This window comes from Collinsella sp. AF25-2LB, assembly GCF_003458415.1.
Taxonomy (GTDB): domain Bacteria; phylum Actinomycetota; class Coriobacteriia; order Coriobacteriales; family Coriobacteriaceae; genus Collinsella.
On the sequence record NZ_QRUF01000019.1, the window covers coordinates 1 to 16224 of the forward strand.

Consider the following 16224-nt stretch of genomic DNA (forward strand, 5'->3'; position numbering starts at 1 on the left):
CTGTCGTTTCCGTGCCCCTGGATTGGGTCATAGTGTCTGACGTTGCCAAGACATTAGCGTCAACGAACTAGTCATTAGGTACCTAGTTATTGGGTGAAAAAAGGGGACGCTGCGGATTGGTTCCGCGGCGTCCCCTTTGCGTTGGCGTGTCGGTTATGCCTTACAGTTCGTAGAGCGTGGTGAACTTGTCCTGCAGGTGGCTGCAGTAGTAGCGGGCATCGAACGCCATGCCGCACGCGCCCTTGATGAGCTCCGGCGCGTCCTTGGCGCGGCCCCACTGCCAAATGTGCTCGCCCAGCCAGGCGCGGACAGGTGTCAGGTCGCCGCTCGCGCAGGCGCCGGTAAGGTCGACACCGTCGCGGCACATGGCCGGCACAAACATGGCATCGTAGGCACTGCCCAGCGCATACGTGGGGAAGTAGCCAAACGAGCCGCCGCTCCAGTGCGTATCCTGTAGGCAGCCGTGCGTGTCGTCGGGAACGGGAATGCCCAGGTACTCATCCATAAAGCGATTCCAAAGCGCGGGGATGTCCTTGGCCGTGGCCTCGCCGGTAAACAGCATGCGCTCGATCTCGTAGCGCACCATAACGTGCAGCGGATAGGTGAGCTCGTCGGCCTCGGTGCGGATCAGCGAAGGCTGCGCGATGTTCACGGCGTGGTAGAGCGTGTCCTCGTCGACGTCGCCGTAGACCTCGGGTGCGTGGCGGCGCAGCACCTCGAGCAGCGGTCCCATAAAGGCACGGCTGCGGCCCACGGTGTTCTCAAAGAAGCGGCTCTGGCTCTCGTGGATGCCCATGGAGGTGCCGCCCTCCAGGCAGGTGCGCGCATAGGCGGGATTGACGCCCAGCTCGTACATGGTGTGCCCCGCCTCGTGGATGATGCTGTAGACGTTGGAGATGCAATCGTCCTCGTAGATGTGTGTCGCGATGCGCGCGTCACCCACGGCAAAGCCCTCGCTAAACGGGTGCTCGGTAAAGGCAAGCGTGGTGTCGTCCAGGTTCAGGCCGACGAGCTTCATCAGGTCGAAGCTCATGGCGCGCTGGGCGGCCTCGGGCACGCGGGCGTGCAAAAAGTCGGCAGCGGGCTGCTGGCCGCGCTCGCCGATGGCGTGCACGAGCGGCACGACCGTGGCCTTGACCTCCTCGCAAAACGCGTCGAAGCTCTCGGCAGAAAGGCCGCGCTCGTACTGGTCGAGCCAAACGTCGTATGGGTCGCGCTTGGGGTCCATGAGTTCGGCCTGATGCTTAAGTTGGGCGACGATTCTATCCACATAGGGCTCAAAGCTCGCCCAGTCGTTGGCCGTCTTGGCCTTATGCCACACGGCGTCGGCCTCGCAGGTGAGCCTGGTCCAGGCCTCGGCCTCCTCGGTAGGAATAACGCTTGCCTCGCGCTGGTCGCGGCCGAGCACGCGAATCTCGTCGAGCAGCTGCGGGTCGTCTACGTGTCCGCCTGCAACCGTCTCGCGCGCTAACGAGCGTACGAGCTCAACGGACTTCTCGCTGGTCAGCAGCTTGTGATGCTCGCCGGCAAGCGTGCCCATGGCGTCGGCACGGGCGGCAGCGCCGTTGGCAGGAGCAATCGTCGCCCCATCGAACTCGGCAATCTTGAGCAGGTACTCGCGAGTCCACAGCTTGCCCTCGAGTTTGCGGAACTTTTTGACGGCCTTGTCGACTTTAGCGGCCTTGACGCCCTTGGCGGCCTTTGCCACGGCGGCCTTGGCCTTCTTATCGAGTTTCTTTCCCATACCGTATCCTTAATCTCGCAGGCCGAGCGCCGCAGGCGGGTGCGCGGCCAGTTTGCACAGCTACCTGCCTTGTACCCAGCGCGAACAAAACGGAACGCGGCGATGCACTCGCGAAATGTGTTATCCTATAGCCCAATGCGTTGACGGAGAGGGTTTTGCCCGCCGCGTCGCCGGCAAGAGAGGGAAGGTCATGGGCTGCAAGCCTTCCTGCGGTGGCAAGGGCCAAGCGTTCACTCCCGAGCAGCGACCTCAACGGGCACGCGGCCAGTGGCAGCAAAGTCCCAGTAGGGAAGCCGTGAGCCTCGCGACAAGAGGCACAGAGTGGGCGCGGCGGGCCAGACATCCGCCGGGTCAAACAAGGTGGTACCGCGGAATTCAACCGTCCTTGGGCAATGTACATGCCCGAGGGCGGTTTTTTTTGTTACCGAACCGGGCCGCGCATCCGCAACATCGGGCGGCGTCAGCCGTCCCGGAGCGCGGATGCGCGAGAGACGAAAGGGAAGACATGAGTCTGATTGATGATCTGGTCAAACTCGAGGAAGAGGCCAAGGAGCTCGTCACTAGCGCTGACGACGCCGCCAAGCTCGAGGCCGCGCGCGTTGAGCTGCTCGGTCGCAAGGGCCGTATCACCGGCCTGATGCGCATGATGGGCAAGCTCGCCCCCGAGGATCGTCCCATGATGGGCAAACGCGCCAACGAGATGCGCCAGCTGATCGAGGGCATGCTCGACGAGCGCACCACCGAGATGAAGGCTGCCGCCCTCAAGCACGCGCTCGAGCACGAGGCCGTCGACATCACGCTGCCGGGCATCCGTCCGCAGATCGGTCACCAGCACCTGATCAAGCAGATCATCGAGGAGGCCGAGGACATCTTCTGCGGCATCGGCTACACCGTCGAGTCCGGCCCCATGGTCGATACCTCCTACTACAACTTCACCGCGCTCAACGCGCCCATGGATCACCCGAGCCGATCGGCCCGCGACACGTTCTATGTGGTCGACAACAATCCCGGCAGCGTCGCGCATCCCGAGGCTCACGCTCACGGCGAGTCCGACGTGCTGCTGCGCACCCAGACCTCGGGCGTGCAGATCCACACCATGGAGTCGCAGAAGCCGCCCATCTACATGATCTGCCCGGGCACCGTCTATCGTCCCGACACGGCCGACGCCTGTCACCTGCCGCAGTTCAACCAGATCGAAGGCCTGGTCGTCGACGAGGGCATCACCTTTGGCGACCTGAAGGGCACGCTCGACTACTTTGTTAAGTGCATGTTTGGCGAGGACCGCAAGACGCGCTACCGTCCGCACTTCTTCCCCTTCACCGAGCCTAGCTGCGAGGTGGACGTGAGCTGCCACGTCTGCGGCGGCAAGGGCTGCAACTTCTGCAAGCACAGCGGCTGGATCGAGATCCTGGGCTGCGGCATGGTCGACCCCAACGTCCTGATCAACTGCGGCATCGACCCCGAGAAGTACACCGGCTTCGCCTTTGGTATTGGCGCCGAGCGCGTCGCGGCACTGCGCTACGACCTGCCCGACCTGCGCACGTTGATGACTGGTGACATGAGGTTCTTGAACCAGTTCTAGAACGCTTTCTTCTTAGTTGCAGTTTCCGGCTCAAAGCCGCATTTATGAAAGGAGACCAGTTAGATGCGCGTTTCTTACGACTGGCTCAAGACCATGATCGATATTCCGGAGGATCCCAAGACCCTTTCGGACGAATATATCCGTACCGGCACCGAGGTCGAGGCGATCGACACCGTGGGCGAGTCCTTCGACCACGTGGTGACTGCCAAGGTGCTCACCAAGACCCCGCACCCCGATAGCGACCACATGTATGTGTGCTCGGTCGACGTGGGCGACAAGAATCTCGACGCCGACGGCAACCCCGCCCCGCTGCAGATCGTTTGCGGCGCGCAGAACTTTGAGGCTGGCGACCACATCGTCACGGCAATGATCGGCGCTGTGCTTCCCGGTGACGTCAAGATCAAGAAGAGCAAGCTTCGCGGCGTCGTGTCCATGGGCATGAACTGCTCTGCGCGCGAGCTCGGCCTGGGTGGCGATCACTCCGGCATCATGATCCTGCCCGAGGATACGCCTTGTGGCATGCCGTTTGCCGAGTACGTGGGCTCGAGCGACACCGTGCTCGACTGTGAGATCACGCCCAACCGTCCCGACTGCCTGTCCATGATCGGCATGGCCCGCGAGACCGGCGCCATCTTCGATCGCGATTTCCACGTTGAGCTGCCCGCCATCAAGGTCGAGACCGGCCGCGCGACCGACGACGAGCTTTCGGTCGAGATTGCCGACGAGGGCCTGTGCGACCGCTACGTCGCCCGCATCGTGCGCAACGTGAAGGTCGGCCCCTCGCCCGACTGGATGGTCAAGCGCCTCAACGCCCTGGGCGTGCGCCCACACAACAACATCGTTGACATCACCAACTACGTGATGATGCTCACCGGTCAGCCGCTGCACGCCTTTGACCTGGACACCTTTGCCGAGCGCGATGGCCATCGCCGCGTGGTGGTTCGCGCCGCCCAGCAGGATGAGAAGTTCACGACCCTCGACGGCGAGGAGCGCACGCTCGACGCCGGCATGGGCCTCATCACCGACGGCGAGCGTCCCGTGGCGCTGGCCGGCGTTATGGGCGGCATGGATTCTGAGATCGAGGACGACACCGTCGACGTGATGGTCGAGAGCGCCTGCTTCAACGCCGGTCGCACCTCGCACACCAGCCGCGACCTGTCGCTGATCTCCGATGCCTCCATTCGCTTTGAGCGTCAGGTCGATGAGACCGGTTGCATGGATGTCGCCAACGTTACCTGCGCGCTGATTGAGGAGATCGCCGGCGGCGAGGTCGCTCCCGGCTACGTTGATGTGTTCCCCGCGCCCAAGACCATCGATAGCATCAAGCTGCGCTTGGCCCGCGTGCACGCCATCTGCGGCGCCGACATCGAGCCCGACTTTATCGAGCGCTCGCTCACCCGCCTGGGCTGCACCGTCGAGCGCGACGGCGAGGACTTTATGGTCACGCCGCCGAGCTTCCGTCCCGACCTGCCGCGCGAGATCGATCTGATCGAGGAGGTCTTGCGCCTGTGGGGCATGGGCCGCGTGACGGCGACCATTCCGGCTGCCAAGAACCACATCGGCGGTCTGACGCGCGAGCAGAAGCTTACCCGCAAGGTCGGCGAGATCCTGCGCGCCTGTGGCCTCAACGAGACCACGACCTTTGGCTTTGCCGCCCCGGGCGACCTGGAGAAGATCGGCATGTCCACCGAAGGCCGCGGCTGCCCCGTGGTGCTCATGAACCCGCTGGTGGCCGAGCAGACCGAGATGCGTCGTTCGCTGCTGCCGGGCCTGCTACAGTCCGTTGCCTATAACGAGGCCCACGGCACGCCCAACGTGCACCTGTACGAGGTCGGCAGTCTGTTCCACGGTCGCGAGAATGCCAGCCTGCCCAAGGAGACCAAGTCCGTCGCGGGCGTGCTCTCGGGTCAGTGGAGCGAGCAGTCTTGGAACATGAAGTACCGCAAGCTGCGTTTCTTCTTTGGCAAGGGCATCGTCGAGGAGCTGCTTGCCCAGCTGCGCATTGAGAAGGTTCGCTTCCGTCCCGTCGAGGGCGAGAGCTATGCCTTCCTGCAGCCGGGTCGTGCTGCCGAGGTGCTCTCGGGCGGTACCGTGCTGGGCTGGGTTGGCGAGATCCACCCCGAGGCGCGCGAGGCTATGGGCATTGACGAGGTCGTCGTCGCCTTTGAGCTCGACTTGGATAAGCTGATCAAGGGCGCCCGCAACCAGGAGAACTACCGTGAGTTCTCGCAGTACCCGGCCGTTGAGCACGACCTTGCTATCGTGGTCGACAACACTGTGACCTGCGAGGATCTTGAGCGTCGTATTACGAGTGCCGGCGGCAAGCTGCTCGAGGGCGTGCGCCTGTTCGATGTCTACCGCGATCCGGTCCGCATCGGCAAGGGCAAGAAATCCATGGCCTTTGCGCTTACGTATCGCTCCGACGACCACACGCTCACCAGCGAAGAGGTCGAAAAGGCGCACCAGAAGATCGTCACCAAGGTGTGCAAGGGCGTAAACGGCGAGGTCCGCGGCTAGGTCCTGCGCCGGATATAGGCCAGCGTCGGCTGCCGCCGAGTCTTACGTGACTGCTGTTTTCGGTATAAGGCACCGTTGAGCCTTCATATATGACACGCGCATTACATAACGGCGTGCTGCTTTGTCGGCAGTGCGCCGTTTTGCTATGATAGCCCGCGGCGTGTTACGAATCTGACATTACGTAACACTGGAAAGGTGATTCAAGCGGCGTTGCAATTCCGTGCGCCGATAACCGGGAGGCGTACATGCACATTCCAGATAATTATCTGTCCCCGCAGACCGATGCCGTCATGGCAGTGGCGATGGTGCCCGTTTGGATCCACTGCATCAAGAAAGTGCGCGCCACGTTCGATCGCGAGCACATGGCTTTCCTGGGCATCTGCGCCGCGTTCTCCTTCCTGCTTATGATGTTCAATGTGCCGCTGCCCGGCGGCACCACAGGTCACGCCGTCGGCGGCGCGCTCATTGCACTGCTGCTAGGCCCCGAGGCCGCGGCTATCGCTGTCTCGGTTGCGCTGGCGCTGCAGGCGCTGCTGTTTGGCGACGGCGGCGTTCTGTCGTTTGGCGCTAACTGCTTTAACATGGCCTTTGTGCTGCCGTTTGTCGCTGCTATCGTGTTCCGTGCGCTCAACAGCCGCCTGCACGACAAGAGCTGGGGCACCTCGGTTTCTGCCGTCGTGAGCGGTTGGGTCGGCCTGTGCCTGGCGGCCCTGTGCGCGGCAATCGAGTTTGGTATTCAGCCGATGCTCTTTACCAACGCTTCGGGCGCGCCGCTGTACTGTCCTTTCCCGCTGTCCGTGGCTATTCCGGCCATGTTGATCCCGCATATGCTGGTTGCCGGCGTGATCGAGGGCGTGGCGACGGCCGCCATCTACGGTTTCATTAAGAAGACGGCGCCGAGCGTTATCGTCGGGCCCGAGGCCGTCGATGGCCAGCTTACTGCCGAGGGTGCTGCTGCCAAGAAGACCTCGCTGGTCCCCACGCTCATCTTGGTTGCCGTGCTTGTCGTGGCTACGCCGCTCGGCTTGCTTGCCACAGGTGACGCATGGGGCGAGTGGGACGCCGAGGGCGCCGCGACCGCCGTTCAGGAGGCTGGCGACGACAGCCTGCAGGCTTCGGTCGGCCTCGATATCCCGACCTTTGCCGACGCACTGCCCACGGGCGATTATCTGCAGGCCTATTCCGAGGAGCAGGGTCTTGGCTTTGCCGGCCAGGCTGCCATGTATATCCTCTCGGGCGTAATTGGCGTGGCGGTGCTCACCATCGCATTTCGTTTGATATCGCTGACGGTTAAGGAAAACGGGGCTCATGGCGACGGTCGAGCTGCCTAGCTGGCTTGCGGACGAGCAGCGTTACGAGCCCACGGGCGCTCGGCATCGCGTAATGCAACAGAATGTCCTGCACCTGGCGAGCCTGCTTGAGCGGGTTCGCCTGGGTGGAGGCGCGCACGAGGGCGGGTCGATGGTCGACCGCGCCCTTTCTTGCGTTTCGGCTCCGGTGCGCCTGGTGGGGATGTTCGTTTGCGTCCTGTGCGTGTGTCTGACACAGAGCCCGCTGTACCTCATGTTGATGGCGGCCATTGCGCTGGTGCTCGTTGCCGTGCGCCCCGTACGCGGGCTGCGGGCGACCTTTGTGCCGGCGCTTGGCGCCGCGGGGCTCGCAGTGGTTTTGGCGCTGCCTGCCCTGCTGCTGGGCGCTTCCGCTACGGGCGCCATGCTCAAAATTGCGCTCAAGACCTTCATTAATGTGTCGCTGGTGCTGGGCGTTTCGTGGACCCTCACGTGGAGCCGCATGTCGGCGGCGCTCAAGATGCTTCATCTGCCCGACGAAGTTATCTTTACGTTTGATATGGCGCTCAAGCACGTCGAGGTGCTGGGTCGCACGGCGCACAATTTGTGCGAATCGGTCATGCTGCGCAGCGTTGGCCGTGCGCCTGAGGGATTTTCGCGTACCGATTCGATCGCGGGTATCATGGGCATGACCTTTATCAAGGCGATGGAATGCAGCCGCGCGATGGACGAGGCCATGCTGTGCCGCGGTTTTGCGGGTGCGTATCCGGCGCCCGCGCGCGCCGGGTTTGGCTGGCGCGATGCGGTCTATGCGGCCGGCGTGGCGCTGCTGGCGGTGTTGTGCGCCGTGCTGTAGGCGCTGCTGGTTCCGGCTGGGGATGCAAATAGGGAAGGGCGACGTTTTGACGATCGATATGAATAGTGCGGCGGGCACGAACGGTGCGGGCGGCGCCGAGGTCGCGCCGCTCATCGAGCTGCGCGACGTGGTGTTCTCCTATGCGGGGCATACGGTTGTCGATGGCGTGTCGCTGCAGGTCGATCGTGGTGAACTCGTTGCCCTGCTCGGTCCCAACGGCTGCGGTAAGACGACGATTATGCGCCTTATTAACGGCCTTGAGCTCGCGGACGCAGGGGCATACCTGTTCGACGGGCACGTGGTCGATGCGGCGTTTCTAAAGGATTCCGCGGCCGCTCAGCGTTTTCATCAGCGCGTGGGCTTTGTGTTCCAGAATGCCGACGCCCAGCTGTTCTGCGCTACGGTGGGCGAGGAAGTTGCTTTTGGTCCCGCGCAGATGGGACTGCCGGCAGACGAGCTCGAGCGCCGTGTGCGCGATGCCATGGGGCTGTTCCAGGTTGCCGACCTTGCCGACGCCTCTCCCTATCAGCTCTCGGGCGGGCAAAAGAAGCGCGTTGCGCTGGCTGCGGTGGTGTCGATGAACCCGGATATCTTGGTCCTCGACGAGCCTACCAATGGGCTCGACGAGGATTCATGCGACATCGTGGTCAACTTCTTGCTGGCCTACGTCGCGGCGGGTAAGACGGTCTTGATGAGCACACATCACCAGGATTTGGTGCGACGCCTGGGTGCCCGTGCAATCTATATCGATCGATATCACCATGTGGTCGAGGCACCTTCGCCGTCGTATGGAACCGAAAGCGGTGCTACGGACTAGTTGCTGCGTAGAGCGTGCGTAGCCGCCCGCGCGGCTTTGCCGTGATGGTATAGTTATCCAGGTTTTTTATGGGGGTGGCTATGCCAAGCTGGAACATTCATATCGCTCAGACGGAGCGTTTGCTGGAGCGCACCGGTGCGCTTGCCAAGAGCGTGCGCGACCGCAATGCCTTTTTGTTTGGCTGCGTGGTTCCGGATATTTTCGTGGGCTATATGGTCCCTGGCATCGCCGATCCCATCCCGTACCGCATTACGCACTTTGCCAAGCCCGAGCCTATCCCTAAGCCGCGTGAGCACGAGTTCTGGGATACCTATGTGGCACCGTTGCTTAAAAGTTCACCCACCGGTGCGCCAGCCGCGGCGACCTCGATTATCGAGGAGCGCGAGCGACTGAATCGCGTGCACTATCCCCAACGCTACAAGGATGCCGAGCCGGTTGCCGGTCCCGGTGCTAGCGAGCTTTCGCTCGCGCCCGATGACGTGGCGCAGTCGCTGCTCGATCTGACGCTGGGCGTTTGGTCTCACCTCGTGGCCGATACCGTGTGGAATACGCGCGTGAATCAGTACCTGGAGGCGCACGGCGGCAAGCCGTGCGAGGAATTCCGCATTAAAAAGCAAGGCGACTTTGACTGGTTTGGTAAGACGCTCGGGATCGTTTCGATTCCGCGCGCGACCGATCGCCTGTATACTGCGGCGACGCGTTTTGGTCAGTATCCCATCCATAAGGAGTATGTGCTCAAGACCATTGGCGTTATGCACGAGATTGTACGCGAAAACCCCGGCGAGCCCGACCATCCGCCATACCGCCTGCTGACCGAGGAATTCTTCGACGCAACGTTTACCGAGGTCATCGAGCTGACCGAGGCGGGCTTTGCGGCTCGCGTTGCCGCTTCTGGCGTCCCCGCAGTCCCTCTGATCGCTAGCTGCTAGCCGGCCGGCTTGACGGCGAACAGTTCACCCCAATTGACCAACAACTCCCGTCGCAGGGCGTCTTCGGTGGTGCGCTCGGCATCGGAGAGGCTTGCGATTGAACGCAAATCGATGAAGCGGCATATGAAGAAGGTCTTAAAAAAGGGCCCGGAAGGCAATGCCTTCCGGGCCCTTTGCAATGCAAATCTGCTTGCAAGTGCGTTTTAGCGCACCTGAGCGACGTAAGCGACGTTGGTCGAGGAGACCTTGTCCTCGAGCTGGACGCTCATGCGGGGATCGCCGGCGGTGGCGACGGTCAGGTCGCCGGCCTCGACGTAGCCGAGCTCCTTAGCGGTCTCGATCGCCTTGACAATCGTGCCGTTGACGGTGCCCTGGGTAATCTCTGCCTGGTGCGGGATAACGCCCCAGTACATGATCATCTGCTGGACGGCCCACTCGTGGCGGGAGAACGCGCAGATCGGCATGTTGGGACGGAAGTGCGAGATCAGGCGAGCGGTACGACCGGTGGTCGTCGGCACGGTGATGCACTTGGCGCCAACGGTGGTAGCCATGTTCACAGCGGACATACCCACAACGTTGTTGACGACGCGGGTGCCGTGAGCATCGGCCGGAACCTCGAGCGGAGCGTGAGCCGGGAGGTACTTCTCAGTCTCGAGAGCGATGCTGGCCTGCATCTTGACGGCCTCGACCGGGTACTTACCGGCAGCGGACTCGCCGGACAGCATAACGGCGTCGGTGCCGTCGTAGATGGCGTTAGCAACGTCGGCAACCTCGGCGCGCGTCGGGCGCGGGTTTTGCTGCATGGAGTCGAGCATCTGCGTAGCGGTGATAACGGGCTTGTAGGCCGCGTTGCACTTGGCGATGATCTCCTTCTGGATGTGCGGAACGAGCTCGGGCTTGATCTCGATGCCCAGGTCGCCACGGGCGACCATGATGCCGTCGGAAGCCTCGAGGATCTCGTCGAAGTTTTCGACGCCCAGGGCGCACTCGATCTTCGGGAAGATCGTCACGTGCTCGCCACCGTTCTCGCGGCAAAGCTTGCGGATGCCGCGGACGGACTCGCCGTCACGGATGAAGGAAGCGGCGATGTAGTCGATGTTCTCGGTCAGGCCAAAGAGGATGTCCTGACGATCGCGCTCGGTGATGGCGGGCAGAGAGATGTTGACGTTGGGCATGTTGACGCCCTTGCGCTCGCCAATCAGGCCGTCGTTCTTAACGACGCAGGTCATGTCCTGGCCGTCGACGGACTCGACCTCGAGGGCAACCAGGCCGTCATCGATCAGGATGAGGGAGCCCTTCTCGACCTCGGAGGGCAGAGCCAGGTAGTCGAGGGAGATGTGCTCAGCGGTGCCGTGGAAATCCTCGGACGTGGGCTGAGCGGTGACGACGATCTTGTCGCCGGTCTTGACGGCAACCTTCTTGCCGTCGACCAAAAGGCCGGTGCGGACCTCGGGGCCCTTGGTGTCGAGCAGGATGCCGACGGGCATGCCGAGCTCCTTGGAAATACGGCGGACGCGCTCGATGCGACCGTGGTGCTCGTCGTAGGAGCCGTGCGAGAAGTTAAAACGGGCGACGTTCATGCCCGCCTTGATCATCTCGCGGATGGTCTCGTCGCTATCGCAGGCGGGACCCATGGTGCATACAATCTTGGTGCGCTTGTACATTCAGACCTCCATCTGACATCGTCTTGCGCTGATAGATAAACCATAAGAAATAAAACTGAGATGATTATAACGAAATGCCGACCGAATACCCCAAAAAATCGACCGTATGCCGAATTAGAAGTTCATTTTTTGCGGAAAAACGGTATATGCAAAACTTTACCAACCGTTCTAACCGCTGCTATCTGGGCGATATTTTAGTTCGATGATGCGCCGAAGAAAAAACGTTTTATCAATCTTGAGCATCACACTGTCTGCACCGTTGCGCCTGTGCCGTGTTTCCAGATGGAATGTTTTGGCTAGACGCGTCGCTTTGGGGTACCATAGCTCCACTATCAACTGCCGCTCAGCACGGCAGCCTTGATGAGCCCTTGCCCTTCTCCTGGGAATTATGATCGGGCATCAATCTGCTGAGTGGCCCGAATCCCAGGAGGGGACTCTATATGCAAAAGGAATACCTGTCCGCCGCGGCGGAGGTGCTCAGCGACCAAGGCGTCGATGAGAATCTCGGCCTGAGCAACGGCGAGGCGTCGTCGCGCCTCGCCAAGACAGGCCCTAACAAGCTCGAGGAAGCCGAGAAGACGCCGCTGTGGAAGCGTTTCTTTGAGCAGATGGCCGACCCTATGGTCATCATGCTGATCGTTGCCGCCGTCATCAGCGCACTCACGGGCATGGTCAAGGGCGAGGCGGACTTTGCCGATGTCGCCATCATCATGTTCGTCGTTATCGTCAACTCGGTGCTGGGCGTGGTCCAGGAAGCCAAGAGCGAGGAGGCCCTCGAGGCCCTGCAGGAGATGAGCGCGGCGCAGTCCAAGGTGCTGCGCGACGGCAAGCTCGTGCATCTGCCGAGCGCCGAGCTCGTGCCCGGCGACGTCCTCATGCTCGAGGCGGGCGACTCCGTCCCGGCCGACTGCCGCGTCCTCGAGAGCGCCACGATGAAGATCGAAGAGGCCGCACTGACCGGCGAGTCCGTGCCGGTCGAGAAGCACGCCAACGTGATTGAGCTTGCCGCGGGCACCGACGACGTGCCGCTCGGCGACCGCAAGAACATGTGCTACATGGGCTCCACCGTGGTGTACGGCCGCGGTCGCGCCGTCGTGGTCGGTACCGGCATGAACACCGAGATGGGCAAGATCGCTGGCGCCCTGGCCGAGGCCAAGGAAGAGCTCACGCCGCTGCAGGTGAAGCTCGCCGAGCTCAGCCGTATTCTTACCATTATGGTTATCGTCATCTGCGTCGTGATCTTTGGCGTCGACATCATCCGTCACGGCGTGGGTAACGTCCTTACCGACCCGACTGCCCTGCTCGACACCTTTATGGTCGCCGTCTCGCTCGCCGTCGCCGCCATCCCCGAGGGCCTGGTCGCCGTCGTGACCATCGTCCTTTCGCTCGGCGTGACCAAGATGGCCAAGCGCCAGGCGATCATCCGCAAGCTTTCTGCTGTCGAGACGCTCGGCTGCACGCAGACCATCTGCTCGGACAAGACCGGCACGCTTACCCAGAACAAGATGACCGTCGTCAAGCACGAGCTCGCTGCGCCCAAGGAGAAGTTCCTGGCCGGCATGGCGCTGTGCTCCGATGCCCAGTGGGACGAGGAGCTGGGCGAGGCCGTGGGCGAGCCGACCGAGTGCGCACTCGTCAACGATGCCGGCAAGGCTGGTCTTACTGGCCTGACTGCCGAGCACCCGCGCGTGGGCGAGGCCCCGTTCGACTCGGGCCGCAAGATGATGTCCGTGGTCGTCGAGACCCTGGACGGCGAGTACGAGCAGTACACCAAGGGCGCGCCAGACGTGGTGATCGGCCTGTGCACCCATATCTACGAGGGCGAAAAGGTCGTCCCGCTGACCGAGGAGCGTCGCGCCGAGCTCGTGGCAGCCAACAAGGCCATGGCAGACGAGGCCCTGCGCGTGCTGGCGCTGGCGAGCCGCACCTACACCGAGGTTCCCGCCGACTGCAGCCCCGCTGCGCTTGAGCATGACCTGGTCTTCTGTGGCCTGTCCGGCATGATTGACCCGGTCCGTCCCGAGGTGGCCGACGCTATCCGCGAGGCGCACGACGCCGGCATCCGCACCGTCATGATCACGGGCGACCACATCGACACCGCCGTGGCCATCGCCAAGCAGCTGGGCATCGTCACCGATCGCAGCCATGCCATCACCGGTGCCGACCTCGATCGCATGAGCGACGAGGAACTCGACGCGCACATCGAGGACTACGGCGTGTACGCCCGCGTCCAGCCCGAGCATAAGACCCGCATCGTCGAGGCTTGGAAGTCGCGCGACCAGATCGTGGCCATGACGGGCGACGGCGTCAACGACGCCCCGTCCATCAAGCGCGCCGACATCGGCGTTGGCATGGGCATCACCGGCACCGACGTCACCAAGAACGTCGCCGACATGGTGCTTGCCGATGACAACTTCGCCACCATCATCGGTGCCTGCGAAGAGGGCCGTCGCATCTACGACAACATCCGCAAGGTCATCCAGTTCCTGCTTTCGGCCAACCTTGCCGAGGTATTCTCGGTGTTTATCGCCACGCTCATCGGCTTTACCATCTTCCAGCCGGTGCAGCTGCTGTGGGTGAACCTGGTCACCGACTGCTTCCCCGCGCTCGCGCTGGGCATGGAGGATGCCGAGGGTGACATCATGAAGCGCAAGCCGCGCAACGCCAAGGACGGTGTCTTTGCCGGACATATGGGTCTGGACTGCGTGGTCCAGGGCTTAATCATCACCGTGCTGGTGCTGGCGAGCTTCTTTGTGGGCGTGTACTTTGACATGGGCTACATCCACATCGCCGATATGATCGCCGGCAATGCCGACGAGGAAGGCGTGATGATGGCGTTCATCACGCTCAACATGGTCGAGATTTTCCACTGCTTCAATATGCGCAGCCGTCGTGCGTCGCTGTTCACCATGAAGAAGCAGAACAAGTGGCTGTGGGCTTCCGCCGCGCTGGCACTGGTGCTGACGGTGATCGTGACCGTGCAGCCGACGCTTGCCGAGATGTTCTTTGGCCCTGTGACGCTTGAGCTCAAGGGCGTTCTTGCCGCGCTGGGCCTGGCCTTCCTGATCATCCCGCTGATGGAAATCTACAAGGCGATCATGCGCGCGGTCGAGAAGGAGTAACGTTCTCGTCCGGGCCCGCCCCACGCCCTTTCTCCCTCACTGGTCCTCGCGCTTCGCGCTGCGGGATCGTTCGGGAGAAAGGGCTTCCGGGGCGGGCCCTGCGGTATCCTTGCTGGCTTTTCTCCCGCGCGGATGATAAAGGGCTGAGGGAAAGTTTGTGAGCCGATCGAGCGTTTGCTCGACCGGCTCTTTTTGATTTAGGGCTTTGCCCGGCCAGCTCTTTTTGATTTAAAATACCTGCTCAGTTGTGATTTATGGTGCTGGGAGGCGCTTGTGGGCAAGGCGAAGGCTAAGGCGAAGAAAAGGACGACGGGGGCGCGGGCTAAGCGCGATCGTCGTCGGAAGCTTGCGACCGAGGCCCCCGCATCTGCCGAGGAGCTGCTGGCAAGCGTGCCGGGGCTTGACGCGCTGCAGGACGTTCCGGCGTTTGATGACCTGCCGGTCGATGAAACCCAGCAGACTGCCTTTGATGATTTCTGCGCACATGCTGAGGAGCCCGAGCAGATGCAGCTTGGCGCCGTGGTGCGCTTAGATCGCGGGTTTCCGCTGGTGGCGACTGCCGACGATACCTTCCGCGCCGAGCATGCCGTGGGGTTTGCCAAGTCGCGCGGCGAGGACGAGGTCCTGCTGCCTGCCGTGGGCGACCGTGTGGCGGTGCGCCGCGCTCCCGGGCACGATATGGGCGTGATTGAGTGCGTGCTGCCGCGCCGTACGAGCTTTGAGCGTTGGCGCGGCCGTGCCCGCGGAGAGCGCCAGGTGCTCTGCTCCAACGTGGATAGCGTGCTAATCGTGCAGGCGCTCGGTGCCGGCGAGGTGCTGCTCGACCGCGTGGCGCGCTCGCTGGTGTTGGCGCTCGACTGCGATGCCGAGCCGGTGGTGGTGCTCACCAAAGCTGACCGCTGCGATGCCGAGGAGCTCGAGCGCGATCTGGACCGCGTGCGCCGCCTGGTGGGCCCGGACGTGCGCGTGATCGTGACGTCCTCTGCCGAGGGCCGCGGCCTGGACGAGGTCCGTGCCTGCGTGCCCGCCGGGAGCTGCGCCATGATTCTGGGCGAGTCGGGTGCCGGCAAGTCGACGCTGCTCAATGCACTGCTGGGCCACGATACGTTGGCGACTGGCGGTGTGCGCGAACGCGACGACCAGGGCCGTCACACTACCGTCGCGCGTGTGATGGTGGCGCTGCCGGGCGACGCCGGCGTGATCGCCGATGCCCCGGGCCTGCGCAGCCTACCGCTCGTGGGTCACGAGCGGGGTCTGGCGCGCGCCTTCCCCGAGATTGTCGAGGCATCGCGCGCGTGCCGGTTTGGCGATTGCACGCATACCCATGAGCCGGGTTGTGCCGTTCGCGAGGCCGAGGACGCCGGGCAGATCGACAGTCTGCGTTTGGAAACGTTCCAAAACCTGGCGTCATCCATGCGCGTGAGCGCTCAAATACTCGATCCCGATGTTCATCTGTAATTGATTTTTCCTATGACAGCCGTCTCCCAACTGTTCGGGAGACGGCTTTTTTGCTGCGGAAAAGCCTCGAAACATGCAGTTTGCCGACGTGCTGACCAAAACCTTGCCACGAGCTTGACGGGCTGGTCAGCTTTTGGTCAGCAATTGGTTTGACACGTAAAACCAAGATTGCGATTGCGCCGCTTTGCGCCCTGGTCGCCCAGACAATGGTGGTACGGGCATTTACCCGGCACCGCCATGAGAGGA

General features: G+C 62.6%; 10 protein-coding genes. 8 read left to right on the top strand and 2 right to left on the bottom strand.

Features of this window, described 5'->3' with window-relative positions:
- Nucleotides 1–160: 160 nt before the first annotated feature.
- A complete protein-coding gene (locus DWY51_RS08210; protein ID WP_117770494.1) occupies nt 161–1744 on the bottom strand; it encodes a carboxypeptidase M32 in 1584 nt (527 codons plus the stop codon).
- Between the two features lie 505 nt (nt 1745–2249).
- Between DWY51_RS08210 and pheS the strand changes: the two genes are divergently transcribed.
- The 6 genes from pheS (at nt 2250) to DWY51_RS08240 (ending at nt 9734) form a co-directional block, all read left to right on the top strand.
- On the top strand, nt 2250–3326 hold the full coding sequence (gene pheS, locus DWY51_RS08215; protein WP_117770495.1) for a phenylalanine--tRNA ligase subunit alpha: 1077 nt from the start codon (nt 2250–2252) through the stop codon (nt 3324–3326).
- 63 nt (nt 3327–3389) lie between these two features.
- Entirely contained in the window at nt 3390–5843 is a 2454-nt protein-coding gene (pheT, locus tag DWY51_RS08220) for a phenylalanine--tRNA ligase subunit beta (protein ID WP_117770496.1), read from the top strand.
- A gap of 245 nt (nt 5844–6088) precedes the next feature.
- Nucleotides 6089–7174 carry a cobalt transporter CbiM gene (gene cbiM / locus DWY51_RS08225; RefSeq protein WP_117770497.1) on the top strand — a complete coding sequence of 362 codons (1086 nt, stop codon included), beginning with the start codon at nt 6089–6091 and terminating at the stop codon, nt 7172–7174.
- A complete protein-coding gene (locus DWY51_RS08230; protein WP_117770498.1) occupies nt 7152–7988 on the top strand; it encodes an energy-coupling factor transporter transmembrane protein EcfT in 837 nt (278 codons plus the stop codon). The genes cbiM and DWY51_RS08230 overlap by 23 nt, the downstream gene beginning before the upstream one ends.
- 46 nt (nt 7989–8034) lie before the next feature.
- Nucleotides 8035–8805 (top strand): energy-coupling factor ABC transporter ATP-binding protein, encoded by a 771-nt coding sequence (locus DWY51_RS08235; protein ID WP_233504668.1) that lies wholly within the window; start codon nt 8035–8037, stop codon nt 8803–8805.
- Nucleotides 8806–8885: 80 nt separating this feature from the next.
- Nucleotides 8886–9734 carry a hypothetical protein gene (locus tag DWY51_RS08240; RefSeq protein ID WP_117770500.1) on the top strand — a complete coding sequence of 283 codons (849 nt, stop codon included), beginning with the start codon at nt 8886–8888 and terminating at the stop codon, nt 9732–9734.
- Between the two features lie 203 nt (nt 9735–9937).
- Here the strand turns inward: DWY51_RS08240 and pyk are convergent, their stop codons facing one another.
- Nucleotides 9938–11398, bottom strand: coding sequence for a pyruvate kinase (pyk, locus tag DWY51_RS08245; protein ID WP_117770501.1), 1461 nt, complete (start codon nt 11396–11398; stop codon nt 9938–9940).
- Between the two features lie 440 nt (nt 11399–11838).
- Between pyk and DWY51_RS08250 the strand changes: the two genes are divergently transcribed.
- Nucleotides 11839–14520 carry a cation-translocating P-type ATPase gene (locus DWY51_RS08250; RefSeq protein WP_117770502.1) on the top strand — a complete coding sequence of 894 codons (2682 nt, stop codon included), beginning with the start codon at nt 11839–11841 and terminating at the stop codon, nt 14518–14520.
- Between the two features lie 504 nt (nt 14521–15024).
- Nucleotides 15025–15978, top strand: coding sequence for a ribosome small subunit-dependent GTPase A (rsgA, locus tag DWY51_RS08255; protein WP_199411404.1), 954 nt, complete (start codon nt 15025–15027; stop codon nt 15976–15978).
- Nucleotides 15979–16224 lie beyond the last annotated feature (246 nt).